The sequence below is a fragment of the Flavobacterium tiangeerense genome (assembly GCF_007830355.1).
Classification (GTDB): Bacteria; Bacteroidota; Bacteroidia; order Flavobacteriales; family Flavobacteriaceae; genus Flavobacterium; species Flavobacterium tiangeerense.
On the sequence record NZ_VLKO01000010.1, the window covers coordinates 99,812 to 114,433 of the forward strand.

At 36.9% G+C, this 14,622-nt stretch carries 11 protein-coding genes; 7 read left to right on the top strand and 4 right to left on the bottom strand.

What is annotated here, in order from left to right; all coding sequences use genetic code 11:
* Positions 1-9 precede the first annotated feature (9 nt).
* On the top strand, positions 10-813 hold the full coding sequence (locus IQ05_RS12580; protein ID WP_144893470.1) for an SDR family oxidoreductase: 804 nt from the start codon (positions 10-12) through the stop codon (positions 811-813).
* 1 nt (position 814) lies between these two features.
* The gene (locus IQ05_RS12585) at positions 815-1,744 is read left to right on the top strand and encodes a DMT family transporter (RefSeq protein WP_244289574.1); all 930 of its coding nucleotides are present in this window, start codon (positions 815-817) and stop codon (positions 1,742-1,744) included.
* Between the two features lie 543 nt (positions 1,745-2,287).
* On the opposite strand, the gene IQ05_RS12590 is transcribed toward IQ05_RS12585, so the two are convergent.
* Positions 2,288-4,351, bottom strand: coding sequence for a M13 family metallopeptidase (locus tag IQ05_RS12590; RefSeq protein WP_144893472.1), 2,064 nt, complete (start codon positions 4,349-4,351; stop codon positions 2,288-2,290).
* A 227-nt stretch (positions 4,352-4,578) separates the two neighbouring features.
* Between IQ05_RS12590 and IQ05_RS12595 the strand changes: the two genes are divergently transcribed.
* From IQ05_RS12595 to IQ05_RS12610, 4 genes are all read left to right on the top strand, one after another.
* Positions 4,579-5,244: an SCO family protein gene (locus IQ05_RS12595; RefSeq protein ID WP_144893474.1), complete on the top strand. Its 666-nt coding sequence runs from the start codon at positions 4,579-4,581 to the stop codon at positions 5,242-5,244.
* Positions 5,245-5,390: 146 nt separating this feature from the next.
* The gene (locus IQ05_RS12600; RefSeq protein WP_144893476.1) at positions 5,391-5,630 is read left to right on the top strand and encodes a FeoA family protein; all 240 of its coding nucleotides are present in this window, start codon (positions 5,391-5,393) and stop codon (positions 5,628-5,630) included.
* A complete protein-coding gene (gene feoB, locus IQ05_RS12605) occupies positions 5,630-7,729 on the top strand; it encodes a ferrous iron transport protein B (protein ID WP_144893586.1) in 2,100 nt (699 codons plus the stop codon). Before IQ05_RS12600 ends, feoB begins: the two co-directional genes overlap by 1 nt.
* A 100-nt stretch (positions 7,730-7,829) precedes the next feature.
* On the top strand, positions 7,830-10,061 hold the full coding sequence (locus tag IQ05_RS12610) for a TonB-dependent receptor family protein (RefSeq protein WP_144893478.1): 2,232 nt from the start codon (positions 7,830-7,832) through the stop codon (positions 10,059-10,061).
* Between the two features lie 247 nt (positions 10,062-10,308).
* On the opposite strand, the gene IQ05_RS12620 is transcribed toward IQ05_RS12610, so the two are convergent.
* Genes IQ05_RS12620 through IQ05_RS12630 form a run of 3 tightly spaced genes read right to left on the bottom strand, consistent with a single transcriptional unit; the run spans position 10,309 to position 12,254 of the window.
* The gene (locus IQ05_RS12620) at positions 10,309-10,725 is read right to left on the bottom strand and encodes a hypothetical protein (protein ID WP_144893482.1); all 417 of its coding nucleotides are present in this window, start codon (positions 10,723-10,725) and stop codon (positions 10,309-10,311) included.
* A gap of 60 nt (positions 10,726-10,785) precedes the next feature.
* Entirely contained in the window at positions 10,786-11,604 is an 819-nt protein-coding gene (locus IQ05_RS12625; protein ID WP_144893483.1) for a ZIP family metal transporter, read from the bottom strand.
* A 2-nt stretch (positions 11,605-11,606) separates the two neighbouring features.
* Positions 11,607-12,254, bottom strand: a complete 648-nt coding sequence (locus IQ05_RS12630; protein ID WP_144893485.1) for a metal-dependent transcriptional regulator — start codon at positions 12,252-12,254, stop codon at positions 11,607-11,609.
* A gap of 125 nt (positions 12,255-12,379) precedes the next feature.
* Between IQ05_RS12630 and IQ05_RS12635 the strand changes: the two genes are divergently transcribed.
* On the top strand, positions 12,380-14,611 hold the full coding sequence (locus tag IQ05_RS12635; RefSeq protein WP_144893487.1) for a TonB-dependent receptor: 2,232 nt from the start codon (positions 12,380-12,382) through the stop codon (positions 14,609-14,611).
* Positions 14,612-14,622 lie beyond the last annotated feature (11 nt).

Sequence of the window (14,622 nt, forward strand, 5' to 3'; positions counted from 1 at the left end):
CACAAAATCATGACAAAAATTAGCATTTTAGGTTGCGGATGGCTCGGTTTACCTTTGGCGAAAGCCTTATTGAAAAAAAACTATGAGATAAATGGATCAACAACATCTGCAGAGAAATTACAAATTCTGGCAGATGCTGGAATAAATCCTTTTTTAATATCGCTCCATGAGGATGCTATATCTGGTGACATTACTGGTTTACTGCAAGATTGTTCTACTTTAATACTAGATATTCCTCCTAAGCTTAGAGGAGCCGGAACTGAAAATTTTGTTTCCAAAATTAGAAATCTAATTCCTTATATTGAAAAAGCTGGTGTAGAAAACGTTCTTTTTATTAGTTCTACCTCGGTTTACGGGGACCAAAACACACTGGTTACTGAAGAAACTATTCCTATGCCAGATATCGAAAGTGGCAAGCAATTGCTGGCAACCGAACAACTTTTACAAAGCTATATTGATTTTAAAACTACAATAATTCGTTTTGGAGGCCTCATTGGTGCCGATCGTCATCCCATAAAATTCCTAGCGGGTAGAGAAAATTTAGAAAACCCAGATGCTCCCATAAACTTAATTCATCAAGAGGATTGCATAGGGATTATCAACGCTATTTTGTCACAACAGGTTTGGGGCGAAACCTTTAATGCAGTTACACCATATCATCCTAACAGAAAGGACTATTACACTCAAAAAGCAGTCGACTATAATTTGGCTTTGCCAAAATTTGATCAACAAGGTCTAATTTCTGGAAAAACTATTTCAAGTTCTAAAATCGAATCGGTTTTAAAGTATACTTTTGCACAACCAAATTTATAATGTGAAAACTAAAATTAAAAACGCTTTTTCGTCACGAGTAAACGCTATTGGATTGCCCATTTTGGCCTTATGTTGGATCAGTTTTTTTTGGGGAACCACCTGGATCGCCTCAAAAGAAGGTGTAAAACACATGCCCGCCCTGCAACTAGTAGCCATTAGGCAGTTTTTGGGAGGGTTCCTTTATATTTCTTATTTCTTGTTCAAAAAAACGCCTTGGCCAAAAGGCAAACAATGGAAAACCATCATAATACTAAGCTTTCTAAACTTTGTTTTGAGCAACGCATTAAGTACGTGGGGCGTGAAGTACATCAGCAGTGGTCTTGGTGCTATTATTGGGGCGTGTGTGCCATTGTGGATTGTAATTATTTCTTTCTTTCAAGGAGAGCGCTTGTCTAAGTTCTCTATTCTAGGTTTAATAATTAGTTTTAGTGGTGTTTGTATTATTTTTTATGATCATTTAAGTGATTTTTTGATTCCAGATTTTAAATTTGGTATCATAATCTCCATCATTTCCACTTTGACATGGGCTTTTGGAACCTTATATACGAAACAGAAAGCAGCTAGTTTCAATCCGTACTTTAGTTTAGGAATCCAAATGTTATTGTCTAGTATTTTAGTGTTTGCTTATACGGGTGCAGCAGGAATATCGGTTCCACTACATGAGATACCGGCTATTTCATGGTGGTCTATTGCGTATTTGGTTATTTTTGGATCGGTACTTACTTTTATTGCCTTTATTTATGCGCTGCAACATTTACCGGCATCTATCAGTAGTGTTTACTCGTACATTAACCCAATTATTGCCGTATTGCTTGGCGCTATAATCTTTGGGGAAACCCTAAATGCCGCCATTGCCATAGGTGGTAGCGTAACTTTATTTGGGTTGTATTTAGTAAATTACGCCTTGCGAAAAGCACGCGCAAAAGAATAAAACCCCCAATAATTTACAACACTTATTCTTGATTTTAGGAGCAGGCATGCATCTTATCCAGTCGTTTTGTCCTGCTGTACGCTACAATCTGCTTTGCCATCCCGAAGTTTCGGGACTAGCACAGCAGGATTTCCACTCCCATCAGGGCTATAAAGATCCTATCGGTTTTCATTACTTAACTAAATCCAAGTACCTTACAATCACACGATACAATATCCGACGAAGGCCATGCTTAGGTACGAAAGCTAAGACACCTAACAGGTTTCTAAAACCTGTTAGGTCTGTACAAATCCCATTTGCTGATTTTGTAATGAAAATAAAACGAACTATCGTAGCCCCGATGGAAGCGGCATCTTTGCTGGGGAAGTCCCGAAACTTCGGGATTGCACAGCAAAATATAGCGTACAGCGGGACGAGTAGTGTATGGAGCAAAAAAGTACTGCTCCTAAAAACAAGAGCCTTCCACTACTTAAAATTTGACTTTTAGGCATAAAAAAACCCATTCGCCTTAACGAATGGGTTTTGCATTTATTAGATACTAAATTACCAGATTCTTACACGTTTTTCAGGTGCAATGAACATACCATCATTTTCTTTGATATCAAAAGCTTGATAAAAAGTATCGATGTTTTGCAAAGGCACATACGCACGGTACATTCCTGGAGAGTGCGGATCTGTTTTTACTTGGTTTTTCAAGGCCTCATCACGCATTTTTGAACGCCAGATAGTTGACCAAGAAATAAAGAAACGTTGTTCAGGAGTGTATCCATCAATCAAACCTGGATTTCCGTTTTCTTTCAAGTACAATTGTAAACCGTCATAAGCTGCATTTACACCACCTAAATCACCAATATTTTCACCTAATGTAAATTTACCATCTACAAAAGTTCCTGGAATTGGCTCCAATGCGCTGTATTGTGCCGCTAAAGCTCCTGTTAAAGCTGAGAATTGTTTTAAATCATCTGCTGTCCACCAGTCAACTAAGTTTCCGTCAGCGTTGTAACGCGATCCTGAATCGTCAAAACCGTGTGAAATTTCGTGACCAATAACGCCACCAATTCCGCCATAATTTACAGCTTCATCAGCTTGGTAGTTGTAAAAAGGTGGTTGCAAGATAGCTGCTGGGAACACAATCTCATTGTTTGAAGGGTTGTAATAGGCATTTACGGTTTGTGGTGACATGCCCCAACGTTCTTTATCAACTGGTTTGTTCAACTCAGCAATGTTTTCTTCAAAACGCCATTTGGCCATGCTTAAGGCATTTGAAAAAAAGCTTCCTCCTTCTTCTGGACTCTTGATAGTCAAAGCAGAATAGTCTTTCCATTTGTCAGGATATCCAATTTTGATTCTGGATTTGTTCAATTTAGCCAAGGCACTTACCTTAGTTTCAGCTGACATCCATGACAAGTTGTTGATTCTATTTTCGAAAGCACGGAAAATGTTTTTGATCATTTTTTCTGCTTTGGCTTTAGCCTCAGCAGGGAATTTTTTCTCTACGTATAATTTTCCTAAAGCTTCACCTACAGCACCATTGATAGTTTGCAATGCTCTTTCGTCACGTGGTCTTTGGCTTACCGCACCTGTTAAGGTTTTCCCGTAAAACTCAAAGTTGGCGTTTTCAATATCGGTAGACAATTGGCTTGATGCTCTGTTCAATAAACTCCAACGCATGTAAGCTTTCCACTCGTCAACTTTGTTTTCTTTCAACATCGTTTCAAGTGCCACCATGTATTTAGGTTGTGATACAATTACGGTATCCACTTTAGCCAAACCAATTTTAGTAAAATAATTATTCCAGTTGATTGATGGCGTTAATTTACTCAACTCAGACAAAGTCATTGGATTGTATGACTTACGACGGTCTCTGCGCTCTACTCTATCTAATCTTGGTTTAGACATGGCAATTTCAAGCGCTAAAATTTTCTCCGCATTTGCCTGTGCTACCGCTGGCTTATCGCCAAGAAACTGTAACATTTCAGCAACGTGAAGCACGTATTTTGCACGTTTTTCTTTAGAATCAGCATCTTCAGAAACATAATAATCTCTGTCTGGCAAACCTACTCCGCCTGGACCTACATTAATTACATTTCGGCTACTGTTTTTAGCATCGGTACCAACGCCAGCTCCCATAAAACCAATTCCGCCAATTGGCTCCATTTCGATCAATAATGCTTCAAGATCTTTAGCATTTTTAACCGCATCAATTTTTTTAAGGAAGGGTTTCAATGGCGCAATACCCATTTTGTTACGACCAACTGTATCTAAAATAGACTTGTACAAATTAATCGCTTTACCTTGATCGGTATTTGATTTGTAAGTTGGGTTTGTTGCTGCTTCTTTTAAAATAGCTAGCGCATCCGCATCTGTTCTTTGACGTAGTTCATCAAAACTTCCCCAACGGGTTCTATCCGCAGGAATGGCAGTGTTGTCTAACCAAGTTCCATTCACATAACGAAAGAAATCGTTACTTGGCTTTACCTTTTTATCCATGTAATTCACATTAATCCCTGGTTCTTTAACCGTAGGATTACTTTGGGCTTGACCCACTGCAAAAGCCATCATTGCAGGAATCACAAAAAGCAATTGCTTATTGTTGGTTTTTTTCATTTTATTTAGTTTTTTAGTTAAGTAAACAAAGCTATTAATAAATATTATGATAATATAAGTTCCCAAAGATTATCACAAAACATTTCTTTTTGACACAAAAATTTGAAAAAGGTTTAAACCCTGCAGCCTTTTTTTTATCTAAAAACAAGTTTCCACTAAAAATAAAACTCTGTTAATTACAATACAAAACCATTTACGATTGTGTATTTTTGCACCAAAATAAAACCATGTTAGAAATCTTAAAAAAATACCGATTATTTATTGGGGTTTTCATTGTGCTTTCAGCAATCATTTTATCCCTTTTCTACTCGGCATTAAAGCCTGCAAAGTCACTTCCCATTTACAATCCAGCTGATGTGAATCCAGAGTTGGTAGATAGCACCGTACAATACAAAAGTAAATACCATACTATAGCTGATTTTTCATTTGTAAACCAAAATGGAAAAACCATTACACAAAAAGATTATGAAGGAAAAGTCTATGTAGCTGATTTCTTTTTTACAACTTGTGGCTCCATTTGCCCAAAAATGTCAGTGAATCTAGAGGGAATTCAAAAAGCTTTCGCCAACAATCCTAAAGTGAAATTATTATCTCATACCGTTTTCCCAGAGACGGATAGCGTTCCTGTTTTAAAGGCTTACGCCAAAAAACATAATGTGGACGATGCCAAATGGAATTTAGTTACCGGCGATAAAAAAGAAATCTATGCCATGGCTAGAAAATCCTACTTGGCTGTAAAACTGGGTAAACCAAGTGAATTATACGACATGGTGCACACTGAAAATTTTGTTTTGGTTGACACCAAAAAAAGAGTTCGGGGCTTTTATGACGGTACTAATAAAGAGGATATGAAGCGCTTGATAGAAGACATCCATTTTTTAATCCAAGAATAATTTAAAACGGCATTACATTTATATACATAATACATTTAATACAACTGTTTTAGGCTAGCTATTGAAGGTTAATAATTGTTACTTCAATAAGTTGTGTTTGCTGTAAAATGTGTATTTTTGCAATCTTAATTCAATCTAAATAAGTTTTGCTTACTACCATATATTCCTTAAAAAAAGGCGAAAAAGCCATAATTAAAGACTTTGATATCGATGCCGTTCCATTAAAATTATTGGAAATGGGTTGCTTACCAGGGAATCAAGTTGCGTTGTTACAAATTGCTCCATTTGGAGATCCTTTGTACTTAGACATCAATGGTTCACATGTAGCCATACGTATAGAAACAGCCAAAGAAATAGAAGTTGACATTATAAAAACCAACTTATGATAAGCAAGCAAAACATTAACGTTGCATTGATAGGCAATCCTAATGTTGGGAAAACCTCCGTATTCAATCAGCTCACGGGATTAAACCAGCAGGTAGGAAACTATCCTGGAATAACCGTTGAAAAAAAGATAGGTTTCTGCAAATTACCCAATAATATCAAAGCTAATATCCTAGATCTTCCGGGAACCTATAGTTTAAACGCCAGTTCTATTGATGAAAATGTTGTTATCGAATTATTGCTAAATAAAAACGACAAGTTATATCCTGATGTAGCACTTGTGGTTACAGATGTGGAGAATTTAAAACGAAACTTACTGCTTTTTACCCAAATAAAAGACTTAGAAATTCCAACTATTTTAGTCATTAACATGGCTGATAGAATGAAATTTAAAGGAATCTCACTTGATATTCCATACTTAGAGCAACATTTAAAGACTAAAATTGCTCTAGTTAGTTCTAGAAAAGGTTATGGCATTGAGGAACTGAAGCAATTAATTGTGAGTTTCAAAACCATTTCGAGCGAACCATGTTTAAACGCTTCGGTAATTGATACGGAATATTTTAACAGCTTACGAAAAGCGTTCCCAAACCAATTGCTGTATAAATTATGGTTGGTTATCACACAGGATGTGAACTTCTTGAACTTAGAACGAAATGAAATTAGAAGTTCGTTTACCAAATCACATTCTGATTTAAAACGTTTGCAACAAAAAGAAACCATCAAACGCTATCAATTTATAAACGATGTGTTGAAACTAGGCTTAAAAATTGACACTAGTATTGCCAAAGATTACCGCAGCAAACTAGATCGCGTACTTACTCACAAGATATGGGGTTACGTAATTTTCTTTTTAATCTTGTTTGTCATTTTTCAATCTATTTTTGAATGGTCTAAAATTCCAATGGATTTCATTGATGCTTCTTTTGCATCTTTGAGTTCACTAGCCGCAGAGCAGTTACCTGCAGGTGTTCTAACAGACTTAATATCCCAAGGTATCATACCCGGGATAGGTGGTATTCTTATTTTTATTCCACAAATCGCATTCTTATTTATGTTTATTTCCATACTTGAAGAAAGTGGATACATGAGCCGTGTAGTATTTTTGATGGATAAAATCATGCGGAAATTTGGCTTGTCAGGTAAAAGTGTAGTGCCCCTTATTTCGGGTACAGCTTGTGCTATTCCTGCAATTATGGCCACTCGAAATATCGAAAACTGGAAAGAACGATTGATTACTATTTTGGTAACACCTTTTACCACTTGCTCTGCCAGACTACCTGTTTACGCGATTATAATTGCACTTGTTATTCCTGATGAACGTTTGTTTGGATTTTTAAACATGCAAGGAATGACTTTGATGTTGCTGTACTTGTTAGGATTTGGGATGGCCATTTTCTCGGCTTATATTCTGAATAAAATATTGAAAATTCAAAGTAAAACGTATTTTGTAGTTGAAATGCCGAATTACAAATTGCCTTTGTTTAAAAATGTAGGTATCAACGTAATCGAAAAAACGAAAGCGTTTATATTTGGCGCGGGTAAAATTATACTTGCCATTTCGATAGTACTTTGGTTTTTAGCTTCATACGGACCGGGAGAAAAATTCAACAAAGCAGAACAAATTGTTACCCAAAACACCATCAACAAACCATTATCGCCTGCTGATTTTGAAAATGCAGTTGCCTCACAAAAGCTAGAGAACTCCTATATTGGAATCATGGGAAAAGCCATTGAACCTGCCATTTCACCATTAGGATACGACTGGAAAATTGGTATTGCGATCATCAGTTCATTTGCAGCTAGAGAAGTTTTTGTGGGAACATTAGCCACCATTTATAGTGTAGGCGGTAGCGAAAACGAAGTGACTATCAAGAACAAAATGGCTGCCGAAATCAATCCGGTGACTGGAGAAAAGATCTTTAACTTTGCCTCCGGAATCTCATTACTATTGTTTTACGCCTTTGCCATGCAATGTGCCAGCACGCTTGCGGTAACTAAAAAAGAAACCAATTCATGGAAATGGCCTGCAGGACAATTAATTTTTATGTCTGGTTTTGCTTATGCAGTTGCCTTGATTGCCTATCAGATCCTAAAATAAAATAGTGAACAAACGTTAAACTTCTATTTTTTATTATTCTTAATTTGTCTAAATAAGATTTGCATTTTACCTTTGCACCGTAGAATTAATCTAAATAAAAATGACAAGAAATTTAGTAGCACTTGCAATCTTAGCGTCGGTATCCCTATTCGCACAAGAAAAAGAGCTAACTCAAGCACAAAAAGACAGCATTGCAAGAGCATCGTCCTTAAGCATTGATTTGCAACCAGTAATTATTACCCCTTTTAAACAAAGTCCAGAAAGACAGCCAGAGGTAAAAGGAACAGTGATTTTTTCGGGAAAAAAGAATGAAGTTTTAAAACTATCTGCCTTTACCTCTAACTTGACTACCAACAATGCGCGCGAAGTGTTCTCACGTGTTCCAGGTGTAACTGTTTGGGAAAACGAAGGATCTGGAATTCAAATTAACATCGGAGTTCGTGGTTTAAGTCCAAACCGTAGCTGGGAATTGAATACCAGACAAAACGGTTATGACATTTCATCAGATGTATTTGGCTACCCAGAAGCGTATTACAACCCACCTTTAGAAGCAGTAGAAAACATTGAACTAGTTCGTGGTGGAGCTTCATTGCAATTTGGACCTCAATTTGGCGGAATGGTGAACTACGTTTTAAAACGCGAGCAAAACAAAAAATTCAGCTTTGAAACTCAAAACACAGCCGGAAGCTATAACCTAATGAGCAGTTACAACGCTATTGGTGGTAAAATAAACAAGTTTTCTTATTATGCCTACAACCACTCTCGTAGTGCCGATGGATGGAGAGAAAACAGCCAATATAAAGTACGTAACTCACATGTATTTTTAGAATATGCCTTCACAGAAAAAACCAAACTAGCAGCAGAATACACCAATATGGATTACCAAATGCAACAAGCAGGTGGTTTGACTGATGCGCAATTTGCTGAAAATTCCAGAAAATCTTTTAGAGAAAGAAACTGGTTTGGAACTCCTTGGAATTTGTTTGCGTTAACACTAGATACGCAATTATCTCCTTCTATTAAATCGAATACTAAACTTTTTGGTTTAATTGGAGAAAGAAATAGCGTTGGATTTACAGCAACACCAAACAATCCTGACACTAACGGAAATAGAAGAGTTGACCGTGATTTTTACAAGAACTTCGGAATCGAAAACAGAAACACCTATACGTACACCTTAGGGAAAAATAAAAACACTTTGGCATTTGGAGTTCGCGCTTACCAAGCACAAACGCAAAGACAACAAGAAGGAGCAGGTACTGCAGGGTCTGATTTCGACTTAAGTACGTCAGCAAAATATCCAAGAGACTTGCAGTTTAAAACACAAAACATTGCTTTTTTTGCCGAAAACCAATTTAAGGTGACCGATAAATGGAGTGTTGTTCCTGGAGTACGTTTTGAGCACATCACTGCTGAGGGAGAAGGTCGTTTTGGAATTAATTCTACCGGAAATGACGTTCCGTTTGAAAGTAAACAAATGGTTAGAAACAAACCTTTGTTCGGATTAGGAATGGAGTATAAATTAGGAGCAACAAACTTGTACGGAAACATTACACAAGCATATAGACCTGTTTTATTCTCAGATATTACTCCGCCTGCTATAACAGATGTGATAGACCCAAACTTAAAAGATGCCTCAGGATATAATGCTGATTTAGGATACCGCGGTGTTGTAAAAGGATTTTTGAACTTCGATTTTAGTGTGTTTTACTTGAGCTACAATAACCGTATTGGTGGCGTAAGACAATTCAAAAATAATGACGACACAACACAAGGTACTTTCTTGTTCAGAACGAACTTAGGAGAAACCGTAAACAAAGGAATTGAAGGTTTTGTAAACGTGAATATCACTAAATATTTTGGTGTCGAAAAAACTTTCGGAAACGTAGATCTTTTTGTAACGATTAGTTTTATTGATTCTCGTTATACTGATTTCGAAATACCTTCTGGACCTGGATCAGCTATTGCAACGACTAACTTAAAAGGTAATCGTGTTGAAAACGCGCCACGTTACATTCACAATGTAGGTTTGAGCTATAGTACTGACCACTTTTCGTCTACCTTGCAATACAAAACCTCAGGTAAAGTGTTTACAGATGCTAACAACACAGTAACTCCATCTGCTAATGGTTTAACGGGACTTTTAGACGGTTACCAGGTAATGGATTTATCAGCAGAATACAAGTTCCTAAAAAATTACAATATTAGATCTGGAATTAACAACGTATTGAACAAAGATTACGCAACCCGACGTGCGGGAGGGTATCCTGGACCGGGTATATTACCTGGTGAAGGCAGAACTTTCTTTATATCAGTTGGGGCTCGATTTTAATTATTGAGATCGTAATATGGTTTCATACAGATTGACACTATCAAAAGCACTTAATTTACAAATAGATTAACAACAAAAAGCAACCCTCTCAGGTTGCTTTTTGTTACTTTTACAAGATGAATATCCAAGAAATTATAGCATTTGCAACTCTAATTGCAGCAGTGTTTTTTTTGATTAAAAAATTCTTTTTCAAAAAATCAAAAAAAGACAAAAACTGTGGTAGCTCTGACTGTGGCTGCAATTAAACTTATTTGTAATACCCAATATTTAATTGATAGGCTTTCGGATCAATAGGTATTCCCTCTTTAGGATAAGGAATAATTCGCAAACTTTTAATGTTTTTTTGTTTTTCGGACAGATATTTAGAAAACCACTTTTTATTGTCCTCTTCATTTTTCATAGAAAACACCAAAGTCGTATCTTCAATCCATTTTGATTCTTTATACAGCGAAACAACAACACTAACTTCCCCCGCCCAAATGCAGGTTACACCTTCAGGACATCGGGAATCATTTTCAATCGCCTTCAAAACAAGCTGAAATCCTTTTTGATTGGGACATACTTTTTGCTTTATAGTTACGTATTTAACTTTTTCTGATTTTGGGCTTTGCGCCAAAGCTACAATACTGATTATCATAAAAAGGAATAGAATTGACTTTTTCATAAGCTCTGTTTAAAAGATTAAAATTTCTTTTATTTTTAAAATTAATGGAACACTAAAATACTATCCTAATGCCACATCCAGTGTCATCATTACAATAAATCCACCAACGAAGCCCAGCGTGGCAATATCGGTGTTCTTGTCCTGTTGTGTTTCCGGTATCACCTCTTCTACCACTACAAAAATCATAGCACCCGCTGCAAAAGCTAATGCATACGGCAAAATAGGTGTAAAAAAAGTAACTGCAAATGCCCCTAAAACTGCGGCAACTGGCTCCACTAGTGCTGAGGATTGACCATACATAAAACTTTTCCATCGGCTCATTCCCATTCGTCGCAACGGCATAGCAACGGCGATTCCTTCAGGAAAATTCTGAATTCCAATTCCTATCGCTAAAGTTACAGCTCCAGCAATAGAAGCTTCTGGAATCCCAGCGGCAACACCACCAAAGAGAACTCCAACCGCCAATCCTTCAGGAATGTTGTGTAAGGTGATAGCAGAGACTAACAAAGTAGTACGTTGCCATGGTGATTTGATTCCTTCGGTAACTTTAAAATTGATGTGCAAATGCGGTAACACTTTATCAATTCCGAAAATGAAAAGCGCACCAAGAAAAAAACCAAAAGCTGCTGGAATCACTTTTGCGAATCCTTCACCACCTGTCATCTCTATGGCTGGTGCCAATAAACTCCAAAAACTGGCCGCAACCATAACACCTCCCGTAAATCCGAGCATTCCGTCAAGAACGGTTCTATTCATAGTTTTAAACATAAAAACAAAGGAAGCTCCTAACGCGGTTAGAAACCAAGTGAACAAACTCGCATACAAAGCGGCTAATATTGGATCGATACTCGTGAAATAATCTACTATAGATTGAAACATAATTATTTGATATATAAATTACTGGCTATTTTATTTGAAATGGTTATTTCTTTGGTTCCAACGCGAATTCGGAAAGAGGAATCAAAACTTTCCTTTTCCATAATTTCAATTTGGGAACCCAAAGCAATTTCCTGTTTGTCTAAATATTTTAAAAAATCAGACGAAGTATCTTTTACACCCACACAAATCCCAATTTGGTTTTTCTCAAATTCAGAGAGCAGTTGTTTTTCTACTTTGATTATGCGTCCATTAGCATCCGGAATGGGATCGCCATGGGGGTCCTCAGTAGGATTTCCAAGGAAATCATCTAATTTATTGATCAGTTCTTCCGACTTAATGTGTTCTAATTGTTCAGCAATGTCGTGTACCTCATCCCAAGAAAAATCCAATTTCTCCACGAGAAAACATTCCCAAAGTCGGTGTTTTCTAACGATCATCTTCGCCGCTAATTTTCCTTTATCAGTAAGGGAAACGCCTTGGTATTTTACGTAGTTTACTAAATCTTTTTCGGAGAGTTTCTTGAGCATATCAGTAACGGATGATGCTTTGGTTTCCATTTTTTCAGCAATGGCATTCGTACTGATATCAGCATCTGAAACCCAAGTTAAGTGGTAAATGGTCTTGAGGTAATTTTCTTCAGAAAAGGTCATTTAAATTAAGATTGAAGAGTAGCAATTTTCAACTACATCAATTAAGTTATTGATACAAATGTAATTAAAAAATTTGTTTTGCAAAATATAATTTTTAGGTTTGTCTAAAATTTAATTTAATAATAATGAAAATAATAGTCCCTCTATTCCTATTTCTACTATTTAACTTAGGCTACAGCCAAGAAAAGACAAGGGTTTCTGGAATTGTTTCGTCAGAAAAAAAAGGAATTACGGATGCTCGTGTTTTTCTAATTGGGACAAAATACATCACCGAAACGGATAGCTTGGGGCAGTTCAGTATTACAAATATTGCTGAAGGAAATTATAAAATTCAAATTATAGCTGAAGGTTTTCAACCTTTAACAAAGAATATAATCGTCAAAATTAATGCAAACAACGTTTTGAATTTCGAACTTGAAAGTACTGAAAATCAACTAGACGAAGTGGTGGTTTCAGGCACGCTAAAACCTGTTAAAAGGTTGGAAAATCCTGTTCCTGTTGAGATTATTTCGGCTGCTTTTTTAAAACAAAACCCAACCAGCAATGTTTTGGATGCCTTGCAAAACGTAAACGGTTTAAGACCTCAAAATAATTGTAATGTTTGTAATACGGGTGACATTCGCATTAACGGACTTGACGGTCCGTACACCATGGTAACTATTGACGGGATGCCTATTGTGAGCGCTCTCGGCACCGTTTACGGGCTTTCGGGCATTCCTAATGCAATGATTGATAAAATAGAAGTGGTCAAAGGCGCTGCGTCTACCCTGTATGGCAGTGAGGCAGTAGGCGGTTTGATTAACATTATTACCAAAAAACCGTTTGCAGTTCCTTTATTTACAGCTGATGTTTTTACTACTTCTTGGCTCGAAACAAATGTTGATCTTGGCTACAAAACCAATATTGGCTCGAATGCTACAGCACTTTTTGGCATAAATTACTTCACTTACAACAATCCTATTGATAACAATAACGATAATTTTACCGATGTTTCTTTGCAAAACAGAGCTTCTTTTTTCTCCAAAATAAACATCAACAGAGCTTCAAAAAAAGAGCTTAGCCTTGTATCTCGATACCTTTATGAAGACCGCTGGGGCGGAGAAATGCAATGGAACAAGAGTTTTAGAGGCGGAGACCAACTGTATGCCGAAAGCATTTACACTTCACGCTATGAATTTCTAGGAAAATACGAACTTCCCGTCGCCGAAAAAATGTTCTTTCAATTTTCGGTTATTGGTCACGACCAAAACTCCGTTTACGGAAATGCTACTTTTTTGGCCAATCAAAAAATAGCTTTTGGCCAATTGTTGTGGGATAAAAACTGGGGCAACCACTCGGTGCTTTTTGGTACGGCTCTTAGATATCAATTTTATAATGACAATACGCCCGCAACAGCAAGCGCGAATCATTCTAAAATCTACAGTGCTTTTGTTCAAGATGAAATCATGCATAACGAAAAAACCAGCACGCTCTTGGGCTTACGCTACGATTACAATGACAATCACGGTTCCATTTTTACACCTCGTTTTGCGTTTAAATTCAAACCAACGCCAACCGATATCTTACGATTCAATTTCGGAACAGGTTTTAGAATCGTCAACCTTTTTACCGAGGATCACCAAGCTTTGTCTGGCGCTCGAGAAGTCGTGATAAAATCAAACTTGAAACCAGAAACCTCATACAACATTAACTTAAATTATCTGAAAAAATTCAAATTAACCAATGCAGGCTTAGTCAATCTTGAACTTACGTCTTGGTACACCTATTTCACAAACCGAATTTTTGCGAACTACGACATCAATCCAAATCAAATAATTTATGATAATTTAAACGGCAACTCTACTATTTTCGGACTCAGCGCCAATGCTGATTGGGTTAGCCCGTTTGGGCTCAAAGCCAACCTTGGAACCAGTTATTATGATGCCATGACCACACAAGATGGCGTTAATTTGAGACCATTATTTACAGAAAGATACAGTATAAGTTGGGGATTTAGTTATGATATTACAAACTGGTTTTTATCTTTTGATTATACAGGAAATCTAACTGGACCCATGCGTTTGCCGTTACTAAGCGAACTAGACCCGCGTCGAGAAATTTCTAGACCATATAGTATTCAGAACATACAAATGACTTTCAAAAAAATTCATAATCTGGAGTTGTACACCGGTATCAAAAACCTACTTAACTGGACACCCAATCGTGGAAATCCGTTCTTGATAGCTCGCGCCAATGATCCTTTTGATAAAAATGTACAAGTTGATAATCCTTATGTGCTCACTTTTGACCCAACCTATGCGTACGGGTCCAATCAAGGAAGACGTTTTTTTATAGGTCTGCGTTACCACTTTGATTAATTTTTTGCTCT

Coding starts and splice junctions, on each gene's coding strand:
- IQ05_RS12610 (WP_144893478.1), top strand. CDS start 7,830: ATGACAAGAAATTTAGTAGCACTTGCAATCTTAGCGTCGGTATCCCTA.
- IQ05_RS12620 (WP_144893482.1), bottom strand. CDS start 10,725: ATGAAAAAGTCAATTCTATTCCTTTTTATGATAATCAGTATTGTAGCT.
- IQ05_RS12580 (WP_144893470.1), top strand. CDS start 10: ATGACAAAAATTAGCATTTTAGGTTGCGGATGGCTCGGTTTACCTTTG.
- IQ05_RS12630 (WP_144893485.1), bottom strand. CDS start 12,254: ATGACCTTTTCTGAAGAAAATTACCTCAAGACCATTTACCACTTAACT.
- IQ05_RS12595 (WP_144893474.1), top strand. CDS start 4,579: ATGTTAGAAATCTTAAAAAAATACCGATTATTTATTGGGGTTTTCATT.
- IQ05_RS12635 (WP_144893487.1), top strand. CDS start 12,380: ATGAAAATAATAGTCCCTCTATTCCTATTTCTACTATTTAACTTAGGC.
- IQ05_RS12590 (WP_144893472.1), bottom strand. CDS start 4,351: ATGAAAAAAACCAACAATAAGCAATTGCTTTTTGTGATTCCTGCAATG.
- IQ05_RS12625 (WP_144893483.1), bottom strand. CDS start 11,604: ATGTTTCAATCTATAGTAGATTATTTCACGAGTATCGATCCAATATTA.